The organism is Xanthomonas sp. WHRI 6108 (assembly GCF_040202385.2).
Classification (GTDB): Bacteria; Pseudomonadota; Gammaproteobacteria; order Xanthomonadales; family Xanthomonadaceae; genus Xanthomonas; species Xanthomonas arboricola.
The window spans coordinates 2,736,491-2,752,775 of sequence record NZ_CP168198.1 but is presented as its reverse complement, the minus strand read 5'-3'; the positions used below and the strand labels follow the sequence as shown (position 1 = coordinate 2,752,775).

General features: G+C 66.3%; 12 protein-coding genes. 5 read left to right on the top strand and 7 right to left on the bottom strand.

The features are described 5' to 3' along the window. Nucleotides 1-2: 2 nt before the first annotated feature. Both ABQ039_RS11535 and ABQ039_RS11530 read right to left on the bottom strand, forming a co-directional pair. Nucleotides 3-1,310: an efflux RND transporter periplasmic adaptor subunit gene (locus ABQ039_RS11535; protein ID WP_046343141.1), complete on the bottom strand. Its 1,308-nt coding sequence runs from the start codon at nt 1,308-1,310 to the stop codon at nt 3-5. A gap of 14 nt (nt 1,311-1,324) precedes the next feature. After that, entirely contained in the window at nt 1,325-1,984 is a 660-nt protein-coding gene (locus ABQ039_RS11530; RefSeq protein ID WP_104568313.1) for a TetR/AcrR family transcriptional regulator, read from the bottom strand. A gap of 289 nt (nt 1,985-2,273) precedes the next feature. Here ABQ039_RS11530 and ABQ039_RS11525 point away from each other — a divergent pair, with 289 nt between their 5' ends. After that, entirely contained in the window at nt 2,274-7,283 is a 5,010-nt protein-coding gene (locus ABQ039_RS11525) for an NAD-glutamate dehydrogenase domain-containing protein (RefSeq protein ID WP_349777728.1), read from the top strand. Between the two features lie 267 nt (nt 7,284-7,550). Here the strand turns inward: ABQ039_RS11525 and ABQ039_RS11520 are convergent, their stop codons facing one another. The 3 genes from ABQ039_RS11520 to ABQ039_RS11510 form a co-directional block, all read right to left on the bottom strand. Next, entirely contained in the window at nt 7,551-8,690 is a 1,140-nt protein-coding gene (locus tag ABQ039_RS11520; protein WP_349777729.1) for an NADP-dependent oxidoreductase, read from the bottom strand. An 86-nt stretch (nt 8,691-8,776) separates the two neighbouring features. After that, entirely contained in the window at nt 8,777-9,565 is a 789-nt protein-coding gene (locus ABQ039_RS11515; RefSeq protein ID WP_349777730.1) for an SDR family oxidoreductase, read from the bottom strand. A 48-nt stretch (nt 9,566-9,613) separates the two neighbouring features. Continuing rightward, the gene (locus tag ABQ039_RS11510; RefSeq protein ID WP_349777731.1) at nt 9,614-10,696 is read right to left on the bottom strand and encodes an alkene reductase; all 1,083 of its coding nucleotides are present in this window, start codon (nt 10,694-10,696) and stop codon (nt 9,614-9,616) included. Nucleotides 10,697-10,827: 131 nt separating this feature from the next. On the opposite strand from ABQ039_RS11510, the gene ABQ039_RS11505 reads away from it, so the two are divergent. The 4 genes from ABQ039_RS11505 to ABQ039_RS11490 all read left to right on the top strand — a co-directional run bounded on the left by ABQ039_RS11505 (nt 10,828) and on the right by ABQ039_RS11490 (nt 13,271). Beyond that, nucleotides 10,828-11,403 (top strand): TetR/AcrR family transcriptional regulator, encoded by a 576-nt coding sequence (locus tag ABQ039_RS11505; RefSeq protein WP_104568316.1) that lies wholly within the window; start codon nt 10,828-10,830, stop codon nt 11,401-11,403. A gap of 140 nt (nt 11,404-11,543) precedes the next feature. Beyond that, complete coding sequence (locus ABQ039_RS11500; RefSeq protein WP_022559377.1) at nt 11,544-12,398, top strand: oxidoreductase; 855 nt, start codon at nt 11,544-11,546, stop codon at nt 12,396-12,398. Nucleotides 12,399-12,501: 103 nt separating this feature from the next. Further along, entirely contained in the window at nt 12,502-12,852 is a 351-nt protein-coding gene (locus ABQ039_RS11495; protein ID WP_349777732.1) for an alcohol dehydrogenase catalytic domain-containing protein, read from the top strand. Then, nucleotides 12,849-13,271, top strand: a complete 423-nt coding sequence (locus ABQ039_RS11490) for a hypothetical protein (protein ID WP_349777733.1) — start codon at nt 12,849-12,851, stop codon at nt 13,269-13,271. Before ABQ039_RS11495 ends, ABQ039_RS11490 begins: the two co-directional genes overlap by 4 nt. 194 nt (nt 13,272-13,465) lie before the next feature. On the opposite strand, the gene ABQ039_RS11485 is transcribed toward ABQ039_RS11490, so the two are convergent. Together ABQ039_RS11485 and ABQ039_RS11480 are read right to left on the bottom strand one after the other, a co-directional pair. Continuing rightward, complete coding sequence (locus tag ABQ039_RS11485) at nt 13,466-14,902, bottom strand: DHA2 family efflux MFS transporter permease subunit (protein ID WP_054593009.1); 1,437 nt, start codon at nt 14,900-14,902, stop codon at nt 13,466-13,468. 380 nt (nt 14,903-15,282) lie between these two features. Further along, entirely contained in the window at nt 15,283-16,275 is a 993-nt protein-coding gene (locus tag ABQ039_RS11480; RefSeq protein WP_046343123.1) for an HD-GYP domain-containing protein, read from the bottom strand. Nucleotides 16,276-16,285 lie beyond the last annotated feature (10 nt).

Below are 16,285 nucleotides of genomic sequence, written 5' to 3'. Positions count from 1 at the left end.
CGTTACTGCTGCTTGGACTGGGAGTCGGCCGGCTGCGCCGCAGCGTCCGGCTTGGACTGTTCCTGCGCGGCCGGTGCCGCTGCATCGGCCTTGTCGGCCGCCGGTGCGGCCTGCGCGCCGCCGCCCTGGGCAGCGGCGGGAGCCGCGCCCGGTGCGCCGGGCTGGCCACCCTGCGCCGGCTTGTTCGGATCCCACGGCACGCCCTTGGCCGGCTGGCCTTCCTTCGCCTTCTGCACGCCGTCGACGATCACCTGGTCGCCCGGGGTCACGCCCGCGGTGACGATCCACTGGCCCTTCTGCTGGCCATCGACGGTGAGATTCTTGCGCACCACCTTGCCGTCCTTGCCCAGCACCAGCGCGTAGGCGCCGGTGGCATCGCGCTGCACGGCCTGCTGCGGCACCAGGTAGGCGTTGTTGCGCTGGCCAAGGCTGGCCTTGAAGGTCACGAACGCGCCCGGCAGCAGCGCCTGCTCCGGATTGGGCAGGGTCGCGCGCAGCGACACCGCACCGGTGCTCGGGTCCACCGTCACCGCCGACACATCCAGCGTACCCGGGTGCGGGTACTGCGTGCCGTTGCCCAGTTCCACGTTGATGGTGGACTTGCCGTCGCCGCTGAGCTGCACGTTGCCGCTGCTCTGGGCCTGGCGCAGGGCGGCCAGTTCTTCGCTGCTCATCGCGAAGTTCACGTACAGCGGGTCGATCTGGTCGACCGTGGTCAGCAGGGTCGCCTCACCGGCGCCCACCAGCGCACCTTCGGTCACGCGCTGGATGCCGGCGCGGCCGGTGATCGGCGAGGTGACGCTGGCAAAGCCGAGCTGGATGCGGGCGGACTCGACTTGGCCGCGTGCCTGCTGCACGTTGGCGCCGGAGGAGCGCTCGGTGGCTTCGGCATTGTCGATGTCGGCACGCGACACGTATTGCTGCGGAGCCAGGCTGCGCGCGCGCTTGGCGGCGACCTGGGCATTGGCGTAGGTCGCCTGGGCGGCGGCCAGCTGCCCTTGCGCCTGCAGCAGCGTGGCCTTCAGCGGCGCCGGGTCGATCTCGAACAGCGGCTGGCCTTCCTTGACGTCGGTGCCTTCGGTGTACAGGCGCTTGAGCAGCACGCCGTCCACGCGCGCACGCACGTCGGCCGAGCGGAACGCCGACAGCCGGCCGACCAGGTCGCGTTCCAGCGGCAGGGTCTGCGGCTTCATTTCCAGCACCGACACTTCCGGCGGCGGCGGCGCCTGCTGTTGTTCGGGCTTGCTGCAGGCAGCCAGCGCCAGGGTGATGGCACAGGCCAGGCCGAATGTGCGGAGCGGGGCGATCATCAGGAGGAACTCCGTTAGGGTCTTGAAGTGAGAAAGGAAAGCGGGGACAGCGAAGGCGTGGCAGCGACCGCGGCAAATGCGCGCAGGAAGGTGTCGACAGCGAATTGCGCCCACTGCTGCCTGGCGGGAAGGCCGGCGCGGTGGGGAACCTGAAAGCGTTGCCGGTCGAAATCCAGACCGACGATCATGCTCAACAGCAGTTCGGCCATACAGTGCGGATCGTCATGGCGCAGCTGGCCGGCCTGCATCGCTTGCTCAAAGCGCTGCGCCAGGCGCTGCTGCATGCCGACGACCCCGTCCTGGAAGATCTGCTGCGACTGATCAGGGAACCGGTGCGATTCGGCTTCCACCAACCGGCAGGTCTGTAACACATCCGGGCGGTTCAGGCGGTCAAGGTGGGCCAGTGCGAAGGCCAGCAGATCCTCGCGCAACTCGCCCGAGGCGGTGCCCAGCGGCACCGTGGCCAGGTGCACATGGTCCTGAAGGACATCGCGCAGCAGGTTTTCTTTACAACCGTAATAACTATAGAGCGTCTGCTTGGAGCAGCCCGCGCGCTCGGCCACCGCGTCCATGCTCAGCCGCATGCCGCGCTCGGCAAGCAACGCATGCACAGCCGCATGGATGCGGCGATCGCAGTCCGAGCGCCGGGCAGCACGGTGGGAACGGGGGGTCATGGCGGTAGACTATACCGTCCAGTTTAGTTTTTAAACAGGCTTGACGGTCGCAGTTCTGTCTGCGCAACGCCTTGTGGCCCAAGCGCCCTGCCGGACTTTGCCGGCTGTGGCGGTCTGGCGGCTGGCCATGCAGGCGCCAATCCGGCGCCGCTGCAGGAATTACAGTCGGGTAGTGCTTTTGCGCCGCGCCGGGGTCGGGCGTCCGATCAGGATTTTGCGCTATGCAGCAAGGCGTCTTCATCCGGCGCCGGTACAATTCAGGTTTTCCACCGAGCATCCCAGCGCTCTCATGACAGCCAAGAAAGCTGCTTCGAAATCGTCCACGACGTCGGTCAAACCGGTCGCCGACCATGCCGTCCCCGTGCTTGCCACCGCGCCGCAGGCGGTCACCCTGGAGCCGGTGTTTGCCGCGTTGCGCAAGCGCTACCCGGCCGCCCGCCAGTCCGAGGTGCAGTTGTTCGCCGCCGACTTCTACCGGCGCATGGAAGAGGACGAGTTCCCCAACCACCCGGCCGAACAGTGGGCGGCCCTGGCGGCGGACATGCTGGAATTTGCGCGCACGCGCAAGGCCGGCACGGTCAATGTGCGGGTGTTCAACCCGACCCTGAAGAGCCACGGTTACGAATCGCCGCACACGCTGCTGCAGATCGTCAACGACGACATGCCGTTCCTGGTGGACTCGGTGAGCATGACGCTGTCGGACCTGGGCATCGGCGTGCACGTGCTCGGCCACCCGGTGCTGCGCATCGCGCGCGACAAGGCCGGCAAGCTGACCGCGGTGGGCGAGGGCAAGAGCGAGTCGCTGATGGTGCTGGAGATCGATCGCCAGCCCGCCGAGGACATGCCCAAGGTGGAAGCGGCGGTGCGCAAGGTGCTGGGCGAGGTGCGCGCGATCGTGCACGACTGGGCGTCGATGCGCGAAAAGATGGTGATGCTGGCCGACGACCTGGCCACCCGCCGCCTGCCGATGGACGACATCAGCCGCCACGAGGCGCAGGAGTTCCTGCGCTGGGCGGCGGCCGACCATTTCACCTTCTTCGGCTATCGCGAGTACCGCGTGGAGAAGCAGGACGGCCAGGACGTGCTGGCGCCGGTGGAAGAAACCGGCCTGGGCCTGATGCGCGGCCGCGACACCTCGCCGGCGCGCCCGGTGACCACGCTGGCGGCGCACGGCCTGAACACCTCGGCCAAGCTCAAGGATGCGCTGATCCTGACCAAGACCAATGCGCGCTCGCGCGTGCATCGGGTCGGCTACATGGATTACATCGGCATCCTGGAATTCGATGCCAAGGGCCGCATCGTCGGCGAGCAGCGCTTCCTGGGCCTGTTCACCTCCAGCGCCTACAACCGCCGCCCGTGGGAAATCCCGCTGGTGCGCCAGCGCCACGAATACGTGATGAGCAAGTCGGGGCTGACCCCGAGCAGCCACAGCGGCAAGGCGTTGCGGCACATTCTTGAGACGCTGCCACGCGAGGAGCTGTTCCAGTCCAACGAGGAAGAGCTGTATCGCACCGCGATCGGCATCCTCGGCCTGCAGGAGCGCGTGCGCAGCCGCATGTTCCTGCGCCGCGACAAGTACAGCCGCTTCATCTCCGCGCTGGTGTACATCCCGCGCGAGCGCTTCAACACCGATGTGCGGCTGCGCATCGAGGCCTTGCTCAAGGACGCGCTGCACGGCGAATACATCGATTCCAGCGTGGTGCTGGGCGAGTCGCCGCTGGCGCAGCTGCACCTGATCGTGCGACCCAAGAGTGGCGAGGCGCTGGAATTCAACACCACCGAACTTGAGGCGCGGCTGGCGCATCTGCTGCGCAACTGGCGCGATGCCCTGCGCGAGGCACTGGTGGCGCGGCATGGCGAGGTCAATGGCCTGCGCATGGCCGCCAACTTCGGGCGTGCGCTGCCGGCCGGCTATATCGAGGACTCGTCGATCGAATCGGCGGTGTCCGACGTCGAGCATCTGGCCGCACTGGACGGCCCGGACGATCTGCACCTGAGCCTGCAGGAGATCCGTCGCGACGACGGCGTGCGGCTGGACGCCGGCGAGGGCCTGCGCCTGAAGCTGTATCGCCAGCTCGACGACATCCCGTTGTCCGACGCGATGCCGATGATGGAGAACATGGGCCTGCGGGTGATCTCCGAGCGGCCGTACCGGCTGCAGGTCGGCGAGACGCCGGTCTACATCCAGGATTTCGAGGTCGAATCGACCTCCGGCAAGATCAACGCAGCCAATGCCGACGCTGGCTTCGGCGAAGCCTTCGAGCGGATCTGGAGCGGCGATGCCGAAAACGACGGCTTCAATCGCCTGATCCTGGCCGCCGGCCTGCACTGGCGCCAGGTCGCGCTGCTGCGCGGCTACTGCAAGTATCTGCTGCAGACCGCGGTGCCGTTCTCGCAGGCCTATGTCGAGGCGACGTTCACCCGTTACCCGCTGCTGGCGCGCCTGCTGGTGGAACTGTTCGAAGCGCGCTTCGATCCGGCCACCGGCAGCGAGACCAAGGCGCAGATCTTTGCCGGGCAGGAACGCCTGCGCGAGGAACTGTCGGTGCTGGCCGGTGACGACGAGGCCACGCTCAAGGCCCTGGAGCCGGTGTTGCAGGCGCGCGGCAGCGACCGCGATGCGCAGCAGGAAGCCACCCGCGCCACGCTGCTGAAGTTGATGGATCGCGTCTCCAGCCTGGACGAGGACCGCATCCTGCGCAGCTTCATCGGTGTGATCGACGCCACGCTGCGCACCAACTATTACCAGACCGACAAGAGCGGCAAGCACGGCCACTGCATCAGCTTCAAGCTGGATTCTTCGATCGTGCCGGACCTGCCCAAGCCGCGCCCGTACCGCGAGATCTTCGTCTACAGCCCGCGGGTGGAAGGCGTGCACCTGCGCTTCGGCGCGGTGGCGCGTGGTGGCCTGCGCTGGTCGGACCGGCGCGAGGATTTCCGCACCGAGGTGCTGGGCCTGGTCAAGGCGCAGATGGTCAAGAACACCGTCATCGTGCCGGTCGGCGCCAAGGGCGGTTTCTACGTCAAGCGCTCGCCGGTCGGCGGCGACCGCGATGCGATCCAGGCCGAAGGCATCGCCTGCTACAAGCTGTTCATCCAGAGCCTGCTCGACATCACCGACAACATCGTCGGCGGCAAGATCGTGCCGCCGCCGCAGGTGGTGCGTCACGACCAGGATGATCCGTACCTGGTGGTCGCGGCCGACAAGGGCACCGCCACGTTCTCCGACATCGCCAACGGGCTGGCGCTGGACCACGGCTTCTGGCTGGGCGATGCGTTCGCTTCCGGCGGTTCGGTCGGTTACGACCACAAGGGCATGGGCATCACCGCGCGCGGTGCGTGGGAGTCGGTCAAGCGCCACTTCCGTGCGATGGGGCGCGACTGCCAGAGCCAGGATTTCAGCGTGGTCGGCATCGGCGACATGTCCGGCGACGTGTTCGGCAACGGCATGCTGTTGTCGCGGCATATCCGCCTGCTGGCCGCGTTCGATCACCGGCATATCTTCCTGGATCCCAATCCGGATGCAGCTGCCTCGTTCGCCGAGCGCGAGCGCCTGTTCAAGCTGCCGCGTTCCAGCTGGGCCGACTACGAGGCCAAGCTGATCAGCGCCGGCGGCGGCATCTATCCGCGCACGCTCAAATCCATCGACATCAGCGCGCCGGTGCGCGAGGTCCTGGGCCTGGAATCCAACGTCAAGCAGCTCTCGCCCAACGAGCTGATGAACGCCATCCTCAAGGCCCCGGTGGACCTGTTCTGGAATGGCGGCATCGGCACCTACGTCAAGGCGTCCAGCGAGTCGCACGCCGATGTGGGCGACCGCGCCAACAACGGCCTGCGCGTCAATGGCGGCGAGCTGCGCTGCAAGGTAGTAGGCGAGGGTGGCAACCTGGGCCTGACCCAGCTCGGCCGCATCGAGGCCGCGCAGACCGGGGTGCTGCTCAACACCGACTTCATCGACAACTCGGCCGGCGTGGACACCTCCGATCACGAGGTGAACATCAAGATCCTGCTCAACGACATGGTGCAGGCCAAGAAGCTCACCTACGACGCGCGCAACACATTGCTCGCGTCGATGACCGACGAAGTGGCCGACCTGGTGTTGTGGGACAACTACCGCCAGAACCAGGCGATCAGCCTGATGGAGCGGATGAGCGTCAAACGTCTCGGCTCCAAGCAGCACTTCATCCGCACGCTGGAATTGCAGGGCCTGCTCGATCGCCAGATCGAGTTCCTGCCCTCCGATGCCGAACTGTCCGCACGCAAGGCACGCGGGCAGGGCTTGTCGCGCCCGGAGCTGTCGGTGCTGTTGTCGTATTCCAAGCTGGTGGCGTTCCAGCAGCTGCTGGAATCGGATATTCCGGAAGACCCGTATCTGTCCAAGGAATTGCAGCGCTACTTCCCGCAGCCGCTGCAGAAAAAGTACGCCGATGCGATGGAGCGTCACCGCCTCAAGCGCGAGATCATCGCCACCGCGGTGACCAACACCACCATCAACCGCATGGGCGCCACCTTCCTGATGCGCATGCAGGAAGACACCGGCCGCAGTATCGCCGAGGTCGCCAAGGCCTACACCATCAGCCGCGAGACGCTGGATGCACGCGCGCTGTGGACGCAGATCGACGCATTGGACGGCAAGGTACCCGAGTCGGTGCAGATCGATGCGCTGGAAGTGATCTGGCGCCTGCAGCGCTCGTTCGTGCGTTGGCTGTTGTTGCGTCCGGGCCAGATGCCGGGCATCACCGCGGCGGTGGAGCGTTACCACGGCCCGTTCAACGACATCCGTGTCGCTTCGGGCGTGCTTTCGGATGCGCAGCGTCCGCAGTACGAAGCCAGCGTGCAGGAATGGCAGGACAAGGGCCTGCCGCCGCAACTTGCGCAGCAGCTGTGCGAGCTGCGTTACCTGGAACCGGCCTTCGACATCATCGAAACCGCGCGCACCCGCAAGCTCAAGCCGGTGGACGTGTCCAAGGTGCATTTCCGCCTGGGCGAAGCGCTGCGTTTGCCGTGGTTGTTTGAGCAGATCGACGCGCTGGAGGTCAACGGCCGCTGGCACGCGGTGGCACGTGGTGTACTGCGCGACGAGCTGGCCGCGCATCAACGCGCACTGGTGGCGCAGGTGCTGACCCTGCCCGGCAGCAGCGCCGAGGACAAGGTGGCCAATTGGCTGGCACGCGACGATTCCAGCCTGCGCTTCACCCTGGCCATGCTCGCCGATGTGGCCGAGCAGAAGACCCTGGACTACCCGACCGTATCGGTCGCAGTGCAGCGTCTCGGGCAGCTGGCGGCGCACGGGATGTAAGCGTGTGCAGCGAGGTGATGGCGGAGCAAGTGCTTCGTCATCATCCTCGCGGCGGTCAGACGGCAACGTCGTTGGCTTGCATCAAAGAGCCGCCTTTGGGCTCGATGCTGTGCACCTCAAACGACGCTTGCTGGTGAGTCGAGCGTGCGGTGCCCTCACCGCCCGTGGGACACGTCGTGAATTCGCCCGTGCAGGCTCCTTGGCGGCAACAATGCCGCCAAGGGCCCTGCAGACAAGCCGCAGATTGGGTGCCCTGCATCCTGCTTCTTACTTGATCTTGACGACCACCTTGCCCTTGGCGCGGCCTTGCGCCAGATACTCCAGCGCCTGCTTTGCCTGGTCGAACGCAAACACCTTGTCGATGACCGGGCGGATGCGTTCGGCTTCGAGCAGTTCGCCGATTTTGGCCAGCTGCGTGCCATTGGGGCGTACGAACAGGAACGAGTAGGCGACGTTGTGCTTGTTCGCTAGACAGATGATCTTGCGGCTCATCATGGCGAAGACGAATTGCAACACCACATTCAACCGGCGTGCGCGGGCAAAGGCTGCATCCAGCGGCCCGACCAGCGACACGATCCTGCCGCCGGGCTTGAGGATGGCGAGCGATTTTTCGATCGTATCGCCCCGCATTGTGCCAAGCGCGATGTCGTAGCCGCGCAGCACGGTCTCGAAGTCCTGTTGCCTGTAGTCGACCACCTCATCTGCGCCAAGGCTGTTCACCAGCGCGACATTACCGGTGCTGGTGGTGGTGCCGACGGTGGCGCCGAGGTGTTTTGCCAACTGGATGGCGATGGTGCCGATACCGCCGGAACCGGCGGGAATGAACAGCTTCTGGCCAGGCTGCAGGTCGGCACGTTCCTTCAGGGCCTGCCAGGACGTGAGCGCGACCATCGGCAGCGATGCCGCCTGCACAAAATCCAGATTGGCCGGCTTCAGCGCTGCGGCGCTTTCCGGTACCGCGACATACTCGGCGATGGTGCCGCGGCCAAGATCGAACACGCTGGCAAAAATCGCATCGCCCCGCTTGAAGCGGGTGACGCGGCTGCCGACATCGATGACGATCCCGGCCACGTCGCTGCCCAGCGTGGCGGGCAGCTCGAACTTCACCACGGGTTTGAAGATGCCGGTGGGAATCATGTTGTCGATCGGATTCACGCCAGCGGCATGCACCTCGACCAGCAGTTCGTCGGGCTGCAGCGTCGGGCGGGCGCGCTCGCTGAAGCCGATATCGGGAGATTTGCCATAGCGTTTGAAGGTGAGTGCTTTCATCTGGTTCGGGTCCACTGCTGTCGTTGTCTGGATGCGTGGCCGGGCGCGATGCGATCCCCGGCCGCCTTCACCTGTGCGCTGGCAACTGCGTGCCTGCCGCCTGATCGCCATGTGGGCGGTTTGCATCGACGCATCCATGCAGCAGGGCGAATGCGCGACACATCAGCGCAGGCCCGCAGCGCTCACCGTGGCAAGCGCTGCGGGCGGTTGCGCCGCCGGGCCGGTCAGGCCGCCGGCTGATAGCGCTCGGCGGCGGTGGCCTGGCGGATGTCAGACAGCAGCCCCTGGCGCGCGCCATCCAGTGCGTCCCAACGTTCGGCCACGTGCAGTGGCGGGATGGTGACCAGTTCGCGGCGATCAAAACCAACCAGCGCGGCATCGACCAGTTCGCCCACGTCCATCAGATCGCTGAGCGTGTTGACGTCGATACCGGCACGCCCCCAGATCTCGGTGCGCGTACCGGCCGGCAGCACGGCTTGCACATAGACGCCCTTGGGGCCCAGCTCCAGGTGCAGCCCCTGCGACAGGAACAGCACGAAGGCCTTGGTGGCGCCGTAGACGCTCATGCCGAATTCGGGAGCGAAGCCCACCACCGAGCCGAGGTTGACGATCGCGCCGCTGCCGGACTGCGCAAAGCGCGGCGCAACCGCGGCAGACAGGCGGGTCAACGCGGTGACATTGAGCGCCAGCAGGCGGTCGATTGCCTCGGCGTTCTGCTGCAGGATGCCGCCGGACTGCGCCATGCCGGCGTTGTTGATCAGGATGCCGATCTGCGCGTCATCGCGCAGGCGGGCTTCCACTGCGGTCAGGTCGGCGGGCTGGGTCAGGTCGGCCTGCAGCACGTCGACGTTGACGCCATGTGCAGCGTGCAGACGCGCCGCCAGCGCATCCAGGCGGGCCTTGTCGCGTGCGACCAGCACCAGGTTGTGGCCACGTTGCGCAAAGCGCTCGGCGTAGACGGCGCCGATACCGGTGGAGGCGCCAGTGATGAGGACAGCGGGAAGTGTGGACATGCAGAATTCCTTGATGACAGTGGATGAAAGACGCCAGGCGAGACAGCCTCAGCCGGCGAGGGACGGGTAGTCGATATAACCTTCGGCGCCACCGCCGTAGAGCGTGGCCGGATTCAACGGCGCCAGCGCTGCGCCGGTGTGCAGACGTTCGACAAGATCGGGGTTGCTGATGAACGGGCGGCCGAAGGCCACCAGGTCGACGTTGCCTGCGCGCAACTGGGCGTTGGCCAGTTCCAGGTCGTAGCCGTTGTTGGCCAGATAGGTACGGGTGAACTTGCTGCGCAGCGCGGCATAGTCGAACGGGGCCGCGTCGCGCGGGCCGCCGGTCGCACCTTCGACCACGTGCAGGTAGACGATGCCCAGCGCATCGAGCTGCTCGGCGATGTAGTCGTAGTGCGGCTGCGGTTCGCTGCCGGAAATGCCGCTTGCCGGCGACACCGGCGAGATGCGCACGCCAGTGCGATCGGCACCGATTTCCTTGCTTACGGCGGCCACCACTTCCAGCAACAGGCGCGCGCGGTTTTCGATCGAGCCGCCGTAGGCATCGGTGCGCTGGTTGGCGCCGTCCTTGATGAATTGCTCCAGCAGGTAGCCGTTGGCGCCGTGGATTTCGACGCCATCGAAGCCGGCGGCAATCGCGTTGGCCGCTGCCTGGCGGAAGTCGTCGACGATGCCCGGCAGTTCGTGCAGCTCAAGCGCGCGTGGTTCGGAGACATCGGCAAAGCCGTTGTTGACGAACACCTTGGTCGCCGCGCGGATCGCCGACGGCGCAACCGGTGCGGCGCCGCCCGGCTGCAGGTCGACGTGCGACACCCGGCCCACATGCCACAGCTGCACGAAGATGCGCCCGCCCTTGGCATGCACGGCGTCGGTGACTGCACGCCAGCCGGCGATCTGCTCGGGCGTGTACAGGCCGGGGGTGTCCTGATAGCCCTGGGCCTGCGGCGAGATCTGGGTGGCCTCGGTGATCAGCAGGCCGGCCGAGGCGCGTTGGGCGTAGTAGGTGGCCGCCAGTGCGCTCGGCACCAGGCCGGCGCCCGCACGGTTGCGGGTCAGCGGGGCCATCACGATGCGGTTGGCCAGGGTCAGCGCGCCCAGTGCATAGGGTTCGAACAGCAAAGGGTGGGTCATTGGCGGTGCTCGGAATCAGTGGTTGACAAAGATTACGATCAAAATCTAAAGTGTCAACACTTTGATGACGGATGACATCAAAGTAAGCTGCCGCTCTCACCAGTCCCGCACAAGCACGGAGTGTCCCAACGATGAAAGTGACCAAGGCACAGGCGCAGGCAAACCGGGCGCGCGTCGTCGAGACCGCCTCGGTGCTGTTTCGCGAGCGTGGTTACGAAGGGATTGGCATCGCCGATCTGATGGCCGCCGCAGGGTTCACCCACGGCGGCTTCTACAAGCAGTTCCGCTCCAAGGCGGATCTGATGGCTGAATCGGCGGCCTGCGGGCTGGCCAACATCGCCGCGCAGACCGAGCACGTGGACAAGGCGGATTTCGTGAACTTCTATCTGTCGCGCGGACATCGCGACAGCCTTGCCACCGGTTGCACGATGGCGGCGCTGGGCGCCGATGCCGCGCGCCAGCCGGAGGAAGTGCGCGAGGCGTTCGCCACCGGGGTCGAAAACCTGTTGGCCTCGCTCGACCGCAGCGGCGCTGCGCCCGGCACCGCCGAGGCAGCAGCGGAGCGCGCCAGCAACCTGGACATGATGGCGCACGCCATCGGCGCCATCGTGCTGTCGCGGTCGTGCCCGAACGATTCGCCACTGGCCGACGAAATCATCGCGGTGTGTCGCGACCAGATCCTGTCGTCGTTGCAGGCATCCAACTAACCGACAGGCGTGCATCCGCCACACACGTGGCCGAGGTTTCACCGGTAAAACTGCGTTTTTAGCCAAGCCATCGCATCCCAGTCGCGGCGCGATCGTCAACCGACTGCCGCCCTGTCACTCACTGCACTCAAGGAATTCCAATGACAAGCAAACCCCCTGTTGCGCTGGTGACCGGCGCCTCCTCCGGCATCGGCGAAGCAACTGCCAACGCGCTGGCTGCCGCCGGCTATACGGTGTACGGCACCAGCCGTCGAGGCGCGCAGTCCGGGCAGCGCGCCTTCACGCTGCTGGCGCTGGATGTGACCAGCGACGAATCGGTCGACGCCGCGATCCAGGAACTGCTGCGACGGGAAGGGCGCATCGACCTGCTGGTCAATAACGCCGGTTTCGGTGTGTCTCCTGCCGCTGCGGAGGAAAGCTCGATCGAGCAGGCCAAGGCCATCCTCGACACCAACTTCCTCGGTGTCGTGCGCATGACGCGCGCAGTGGTGCCGCACATGCGCCGCCAGGGCAGTGGCCGCATCATCAACATCGGCTCGATCATCGGGCTGGTGCCCACGCCGTATGCGGCGCTGTACGCGGCCAGCAAGCACGCGGTGGAGGGTTACTCCGAAGCGGTGGACCACGAGCTGCGCAGCTACGGAATCCGGGTCACGGTAATCGAGCCGGCCTACACCAAAACCCAGTTCGAGGCGAACACTCTCGCCCCGGATGCGCCGCTGGAAAACTACCGTCAGGTGCGCACCCAGGTCGGCCAGGTGGTGGCGCAGGCAATGGCAAGCGCGGACGAGCCCTCTGTCGTGGCGGACGTGGTGGTGAAGGCGGCGCGCGCGCAGCAGCCCAAGGTGCGCTACACCGCGGGCAAGATCGCCGGACAGCTGCAGTTCTTGCGGCGGTTTGCGCCGGCAGGCGTGTTCCAGGCGTTGATTCGCAAGAATCTGCAGCTCGATGCGAAGACGCCACCCGAGACCACGACGCCATCCCACGCCGGATAAGCCCGGCCGACAAACCACTGCAGCGACTGCAGTGCGCATGCCGTTACCGATGCGTCGGTGGTGACGCAGTAGCGCGCGGCCTTACCCCCAACAGGAGAAGGCAATGACCTTCAATGCAGTGCTTAGCGTACAGACCCGCGAGCCGGTGGTTAACAGGCTGGTCCGGTTCAACGAAGATGCGTTGATGCCGGGCGAGGTGAGGGTTGCTGTCGAGTATTCGACCGGCAACGACCACCACGCGATGATGGTGGCGATGAGCGGAGGTGGCCCGGTCATTCGCCATCTTCCGCTGATTCCTGGCGTCGATCCTGCCGGTGTGGTCGAAGCGTCCCGCGATGCCGGCATTGCGGTTGCAGACCGGGTGCTGACCAGCGGCCGCGGATTGCATCAGCCCCACTCTGGCGGCGAGGCGCGGAAGGTGCAGGGGCGCACCGTCGTGGAGGTGAACGCATGAGCGCGCCGACTGCATCGCGGGCATTTCGCTACCTGGCCACGCTGTCGGCGTTGTCGTTCTTCGCGTTGGGCGCTGCCTGGCTGCTGGCGCCTGCGGCCATGCTGGCCAATTGGGGTGTGGTCTTCGACAGCGACGCGCTGGGCGTGCTCGGCCGACGCGCCGCACCGCTGTATGCGGCCATCGGCGTCATGCTGCTGCTGGTGCGAACGGCGCCACCGTCGCCAGGGCGCCGTGCCGTGGTTGCGGGCTTCGTCACCGCGTGCCTGTTGCTGGCAGTGCTGGGCGTGGCGGAGTGGGTGGCCGGGCATGTCAACGCCGGCATCTTCGCGGCAGTCGCGATCGAGATCGGCTTTCCGCTGGCGTTCCTGCTGGTGACGCGTGCCGAGGCCGCGTCGCGGCAAAACGACAAGGCGCGATGATGGCAGGCATGACGGCACCTGTGAGGTGCTGTTATGCGAGTTGGCGGATATGACACGTTGCAAGACTGGCCAACCAAGCGGTGCGAGCAGTTGGCAACTGGATGTGGGTGTCGCATGGAAACCGCAGTTGCCGGGGCGGTGCACGCCGATTCCAGTCACGGCTATGTAGCTGCGCCGGCTACGCAGCCGTGCGGTCAGCCGCTCGAAGCCCGGTGCCCGCTCATTTCCTGCCCGGCATCCTTGTCGAAACGCACATGCCACCAGGTGGCGCTGAGCGAAATCAGGCTGACCACGCAGAACGCCAGCGAAAAATCGCGTTGCGCAGGCTGGGTGTGATCGCCGGCCAGCATCGCCAGCTTGAGGATCATTGCGCCGGCGCATACGCCGACCGAAAGCATCAGTTGCTGCAAGGTGGTGTACAGGCTGCTGGCGCGGCTCATGCGCGATGCGGGCACATTTTCGTAGGCGATGGTGTTGTAGGCGGCGAACTGGAACGACATGAAGGCGCCGCAGCACAGCAGCAGGCCGAACATCAGCGCCGGCGGCCAGTCGGGCCGGAACAACGCACACACCATGTAGCCCAGGCTGGCGAGCACACCGTTGCCGATCAGGCTGTTGCGATAGCCGAAGCGGCGCAGCAACTGCGGGGTGATGCTGCGCATCAGCAGTGCACCGAGCGCGGTGGCCAGGATCAGGCGCCCGCTGTGTGCAGCACTCATGCCGAAGCCGATCTGGAACAGCAGCGGCAGCAGGAATGGATGCGCGCCCTGGGTAATGCGCATCAGCGCACCGCCGATCACCGACAAGCGGAACGAATCGATCCGCAGCAGGCTCAGGTCCAGCAGCGGAGCGGGGTGGTGGCGTGCATGCCACAGATATCCCAGCGCAGCGCTGCCGCCGATGGCCAGCAGCCAGCTCGCGGTACCGATGCCGTCCTGCTGGCTGACCATTTCCAGGCCGAACAGCAGGCAGCCCAACGCGGTGCCGCACAGCACGAAACCGCGCAGGTCGAAACGTGCCGGCGCCGATTCGGTGGGAATTTCCGGAATGAAACGGCGCACCAGCAAAAAGCCGGCAATGCCGATCGGCACGTTGATGTAGAAGATCCAGCGCCAGTCCAGATACGAGACGAAAAATCCACCCAGCGGCGGGCCCAGCATCGGGCCGATGAAGGCCGGCACCAGCGTCCAGGCCATGGCCGACACCAGGTGACGGCGCTCCACCGTGCGCAGCAGGATCAGCCGGCCGAGCGGGGCCATCATTGCGCCGCCGGCGCCTTGCAGTACGCGCGCGGCGACCATGGTGGGCAGGCTGTCAGCCAGCGAACACAGGATCGAGCCGCCGACGAACACCCAGATCGATGCGCCGAACACGCGGCGCAGGCCGAAGCGGTCGGCGATCGCGCCGCTGGCCGGGATCAGCACCGCCAGCGCCAGCAGGTAGCTGGTCATGGCGATGCTCATCGCCGGCGCGGCAACGCCGAAATCGCGCGCCAGGGTCGGCAGCGCGGTCGCCAGCACGGTGGCGTCCATCTGCTCCATGAAGATGGCGCAGGCCAGGATCAGCGAGATGATGCGGTAATCGGGATAACGCGGCGGCGTGACGCCGGCCTCGGACACGCTGGAGGACATCGGACTCTCGGTTGCGGGGCCGCATCGGTGGCGCGCAGATGGCGATCGGACCGGCCCGCGTCGCACGGTGTTGTGCGGCGCAACATGGCTATTGTCCGCCCGTGCGAAGCGGTGTTCAAGCACGCGCCAGGCAACACTGCGTACGCATCACAGGGCCGATAACACCACCAGCCCACCTGAGAGAGCCGTACGCCCCGAAAGACGGGCGCGAATGCCTTGTGCCAACTCACCCGATCGGCCCAGAAACTGATCAGCCCGTCCCGCGCTCCCCGCTCTTCGATTCCCGATTCCCCAATCCCCAATCCCCAATCCCAATTCCCAATTCCCAATTCCCAATCCCAATTCCCAATCCCAATTCCCGATTCCCGATTCCCGGCTCTTCAGGTCCCCGGCGCCGCGCTATCCCAGGCATCCATGATCTGCAGGACCTGCGGCAACGCCTCGCGAAATTGCTGCACCAGGCGCGGTTCCAGTTGCTTGCCTGCCATGCTGTCGAGCTTGCGCATCGCATCGTCCACCGTCCACGGCGCCTTGTAGGCGCGCCGCCCGCACAGCGCGTCGAACACGTCGGCCACCGCCACGATGCGCGCCGATTCGGGAATGGCCTCGCCGGCCAGGCCGTTGGGATAGCCGCTGCCGTCCCAGCATTCGTGGTGATGCAGCGCGATTTCCGCAGCCAGCTGAAACACCGGCCCGCGCCCGTGCCGCAGCAGGTCGTGGCCGACCTGCGGGTGCTGGCGCACCACGGTGCGTTCGTGTTCGTCCAATGCACCGGGCTTGTGCAGGATGTTGCCGGGCACCGCGATCTTGCCGGCGTCGTGTAGGGGCGCGGCATCCTGCAGCAGCTGCGCCCGTTGCGCCGGCCAGCCGACCTGCTCGGCCAGCACCTGCGCATAGGCGGCCATGCGCCAGATATGCGCGCCGGTGTCGGCATCCTGGCCTTGCCCGGCGGTACCGAGCAGATGGATCGCATCGCGATAGTGCTGCGCCAGGCGCGCGCTTTCGGCCAGCTTCAACTGGGTGGCGATGCGCGCCTTGAGCAGGGCGGGCGAGTAGGGCTTGCTGACGTAATCGGCCGCGCCCGCTTCCAGTCCGGTACGTTCGTCGTGCTCGCTGCTGCGCGAGGTCACGAACAGGATCGGGATGGCCGTGCTGGCGGGCTGCTGCTTGAGCGTGCGCGCCACCGCATAGCCGTCCATGTCGGGCAGCTCGACATCCAGCAGGATCAACGCCGGCGTGTGGCGGAGCACCGCCTCCAGCGCTTCGCCGCCGGACTTGGCGAACACCAGCGGAAAATCGTCGCGCAGCAGCTGGCGCAGGGTGGCCAGGTTGCTGGATTCATCGTCGACACACAGCAGGGGACGATGCGGCATGGAGGCTCCT

Excerpts from the sequence above, each read along its gene's own strand:
- ABQ039_RS11495 (WP_349777732.1), top strand. The coding sequence starts at position 12,502 with ATGACCTTCAATGCAGTGCTTAGCGTACAGACCCGCGAGCCGGTGGTT.
- ABQ039_RS11535 (WP_046343141.1), bottom strand. The coding sequence starts at position 1,310 with ATGATCGCCCCGCTCCGCACATTCGGCCTGGCCTGTGCCATCACCCTG.
- ABQ039_RS11485 (WP_054593009.1), bottom strand. The coding sequence starts at position 14,902 with ATGTCCTCCAGCGTGTCCGAGGCCGGCGTCACGCCGCCGCGTTATCCC.
- ABQ039_RS11505 (WP_104568316.1), top strand. The coding sequence starts at position 10,828 with ATGAAAGTGACCAAGGCACAGGCGCAGGCAAACCGGGCGCGCGTCGTC.
- ABQ039_RS11490 (WP_349777733.1), top strand. The coding sequence starts at position 12,849 with ATGAGCGCGCCGACTGCATCGCGGGCATTTCGCTACCTGGCCACGCTG.
- ABQ039_RS11510 (WP_349777731.1), bottom strand. The coding sequence starts at position 10,696 with ATGACCCACCCTTTGCTGTTCGAACCCTATGCACTGGGCGCGCTGACC.
- ABQ039_RS11500 (WP_022559377.1), top strand. The coding sequence starts at position 11,544 with ATGACAAGCAAACCCCCTGTTGCGCTGGTGACCGGCGCCTCCTCCGGC.
- ABQ039_RS11520 (WP_349777729.1), bottom strand. The coding sequence starts at position 8,690 with ATGGATGCGTCGATGCAAACCGCCCACATGGCGATCAGGCGGCAGGCA.
- ABQ039_RS11480 (WP_046343123.1), bottom strand. The coding sequence starts at position 16,275 with ATGCCGCATCGTCCCCTGCTGTGTGTCGACGATGAATCCAGCAACCTG.
- ABQ039_RS11525 (WP_349777728.1), top strand. The coding sequence starts at position 2,274 with ATGACAGCCAAGAAAGCTGCTTCGAAATCGTCCACGACGTCGGTCAAA.
- ABQ039_RS11515 (WP_349777730.1), bottom strand. The coding sequence starts at position 9,565 with ATGTCCACACTTCCCGCTGTCCTCATCACTGGCGCCTCCACCGGTATC.
- ABQ039_RS11530 (WP_104568313.1), bottom strand. The coding sequence starts at position 1,984 with ATGACCCCCCGTTCCCACCGTGCTGCCCGGCGCTCGGACTGCGATCGC.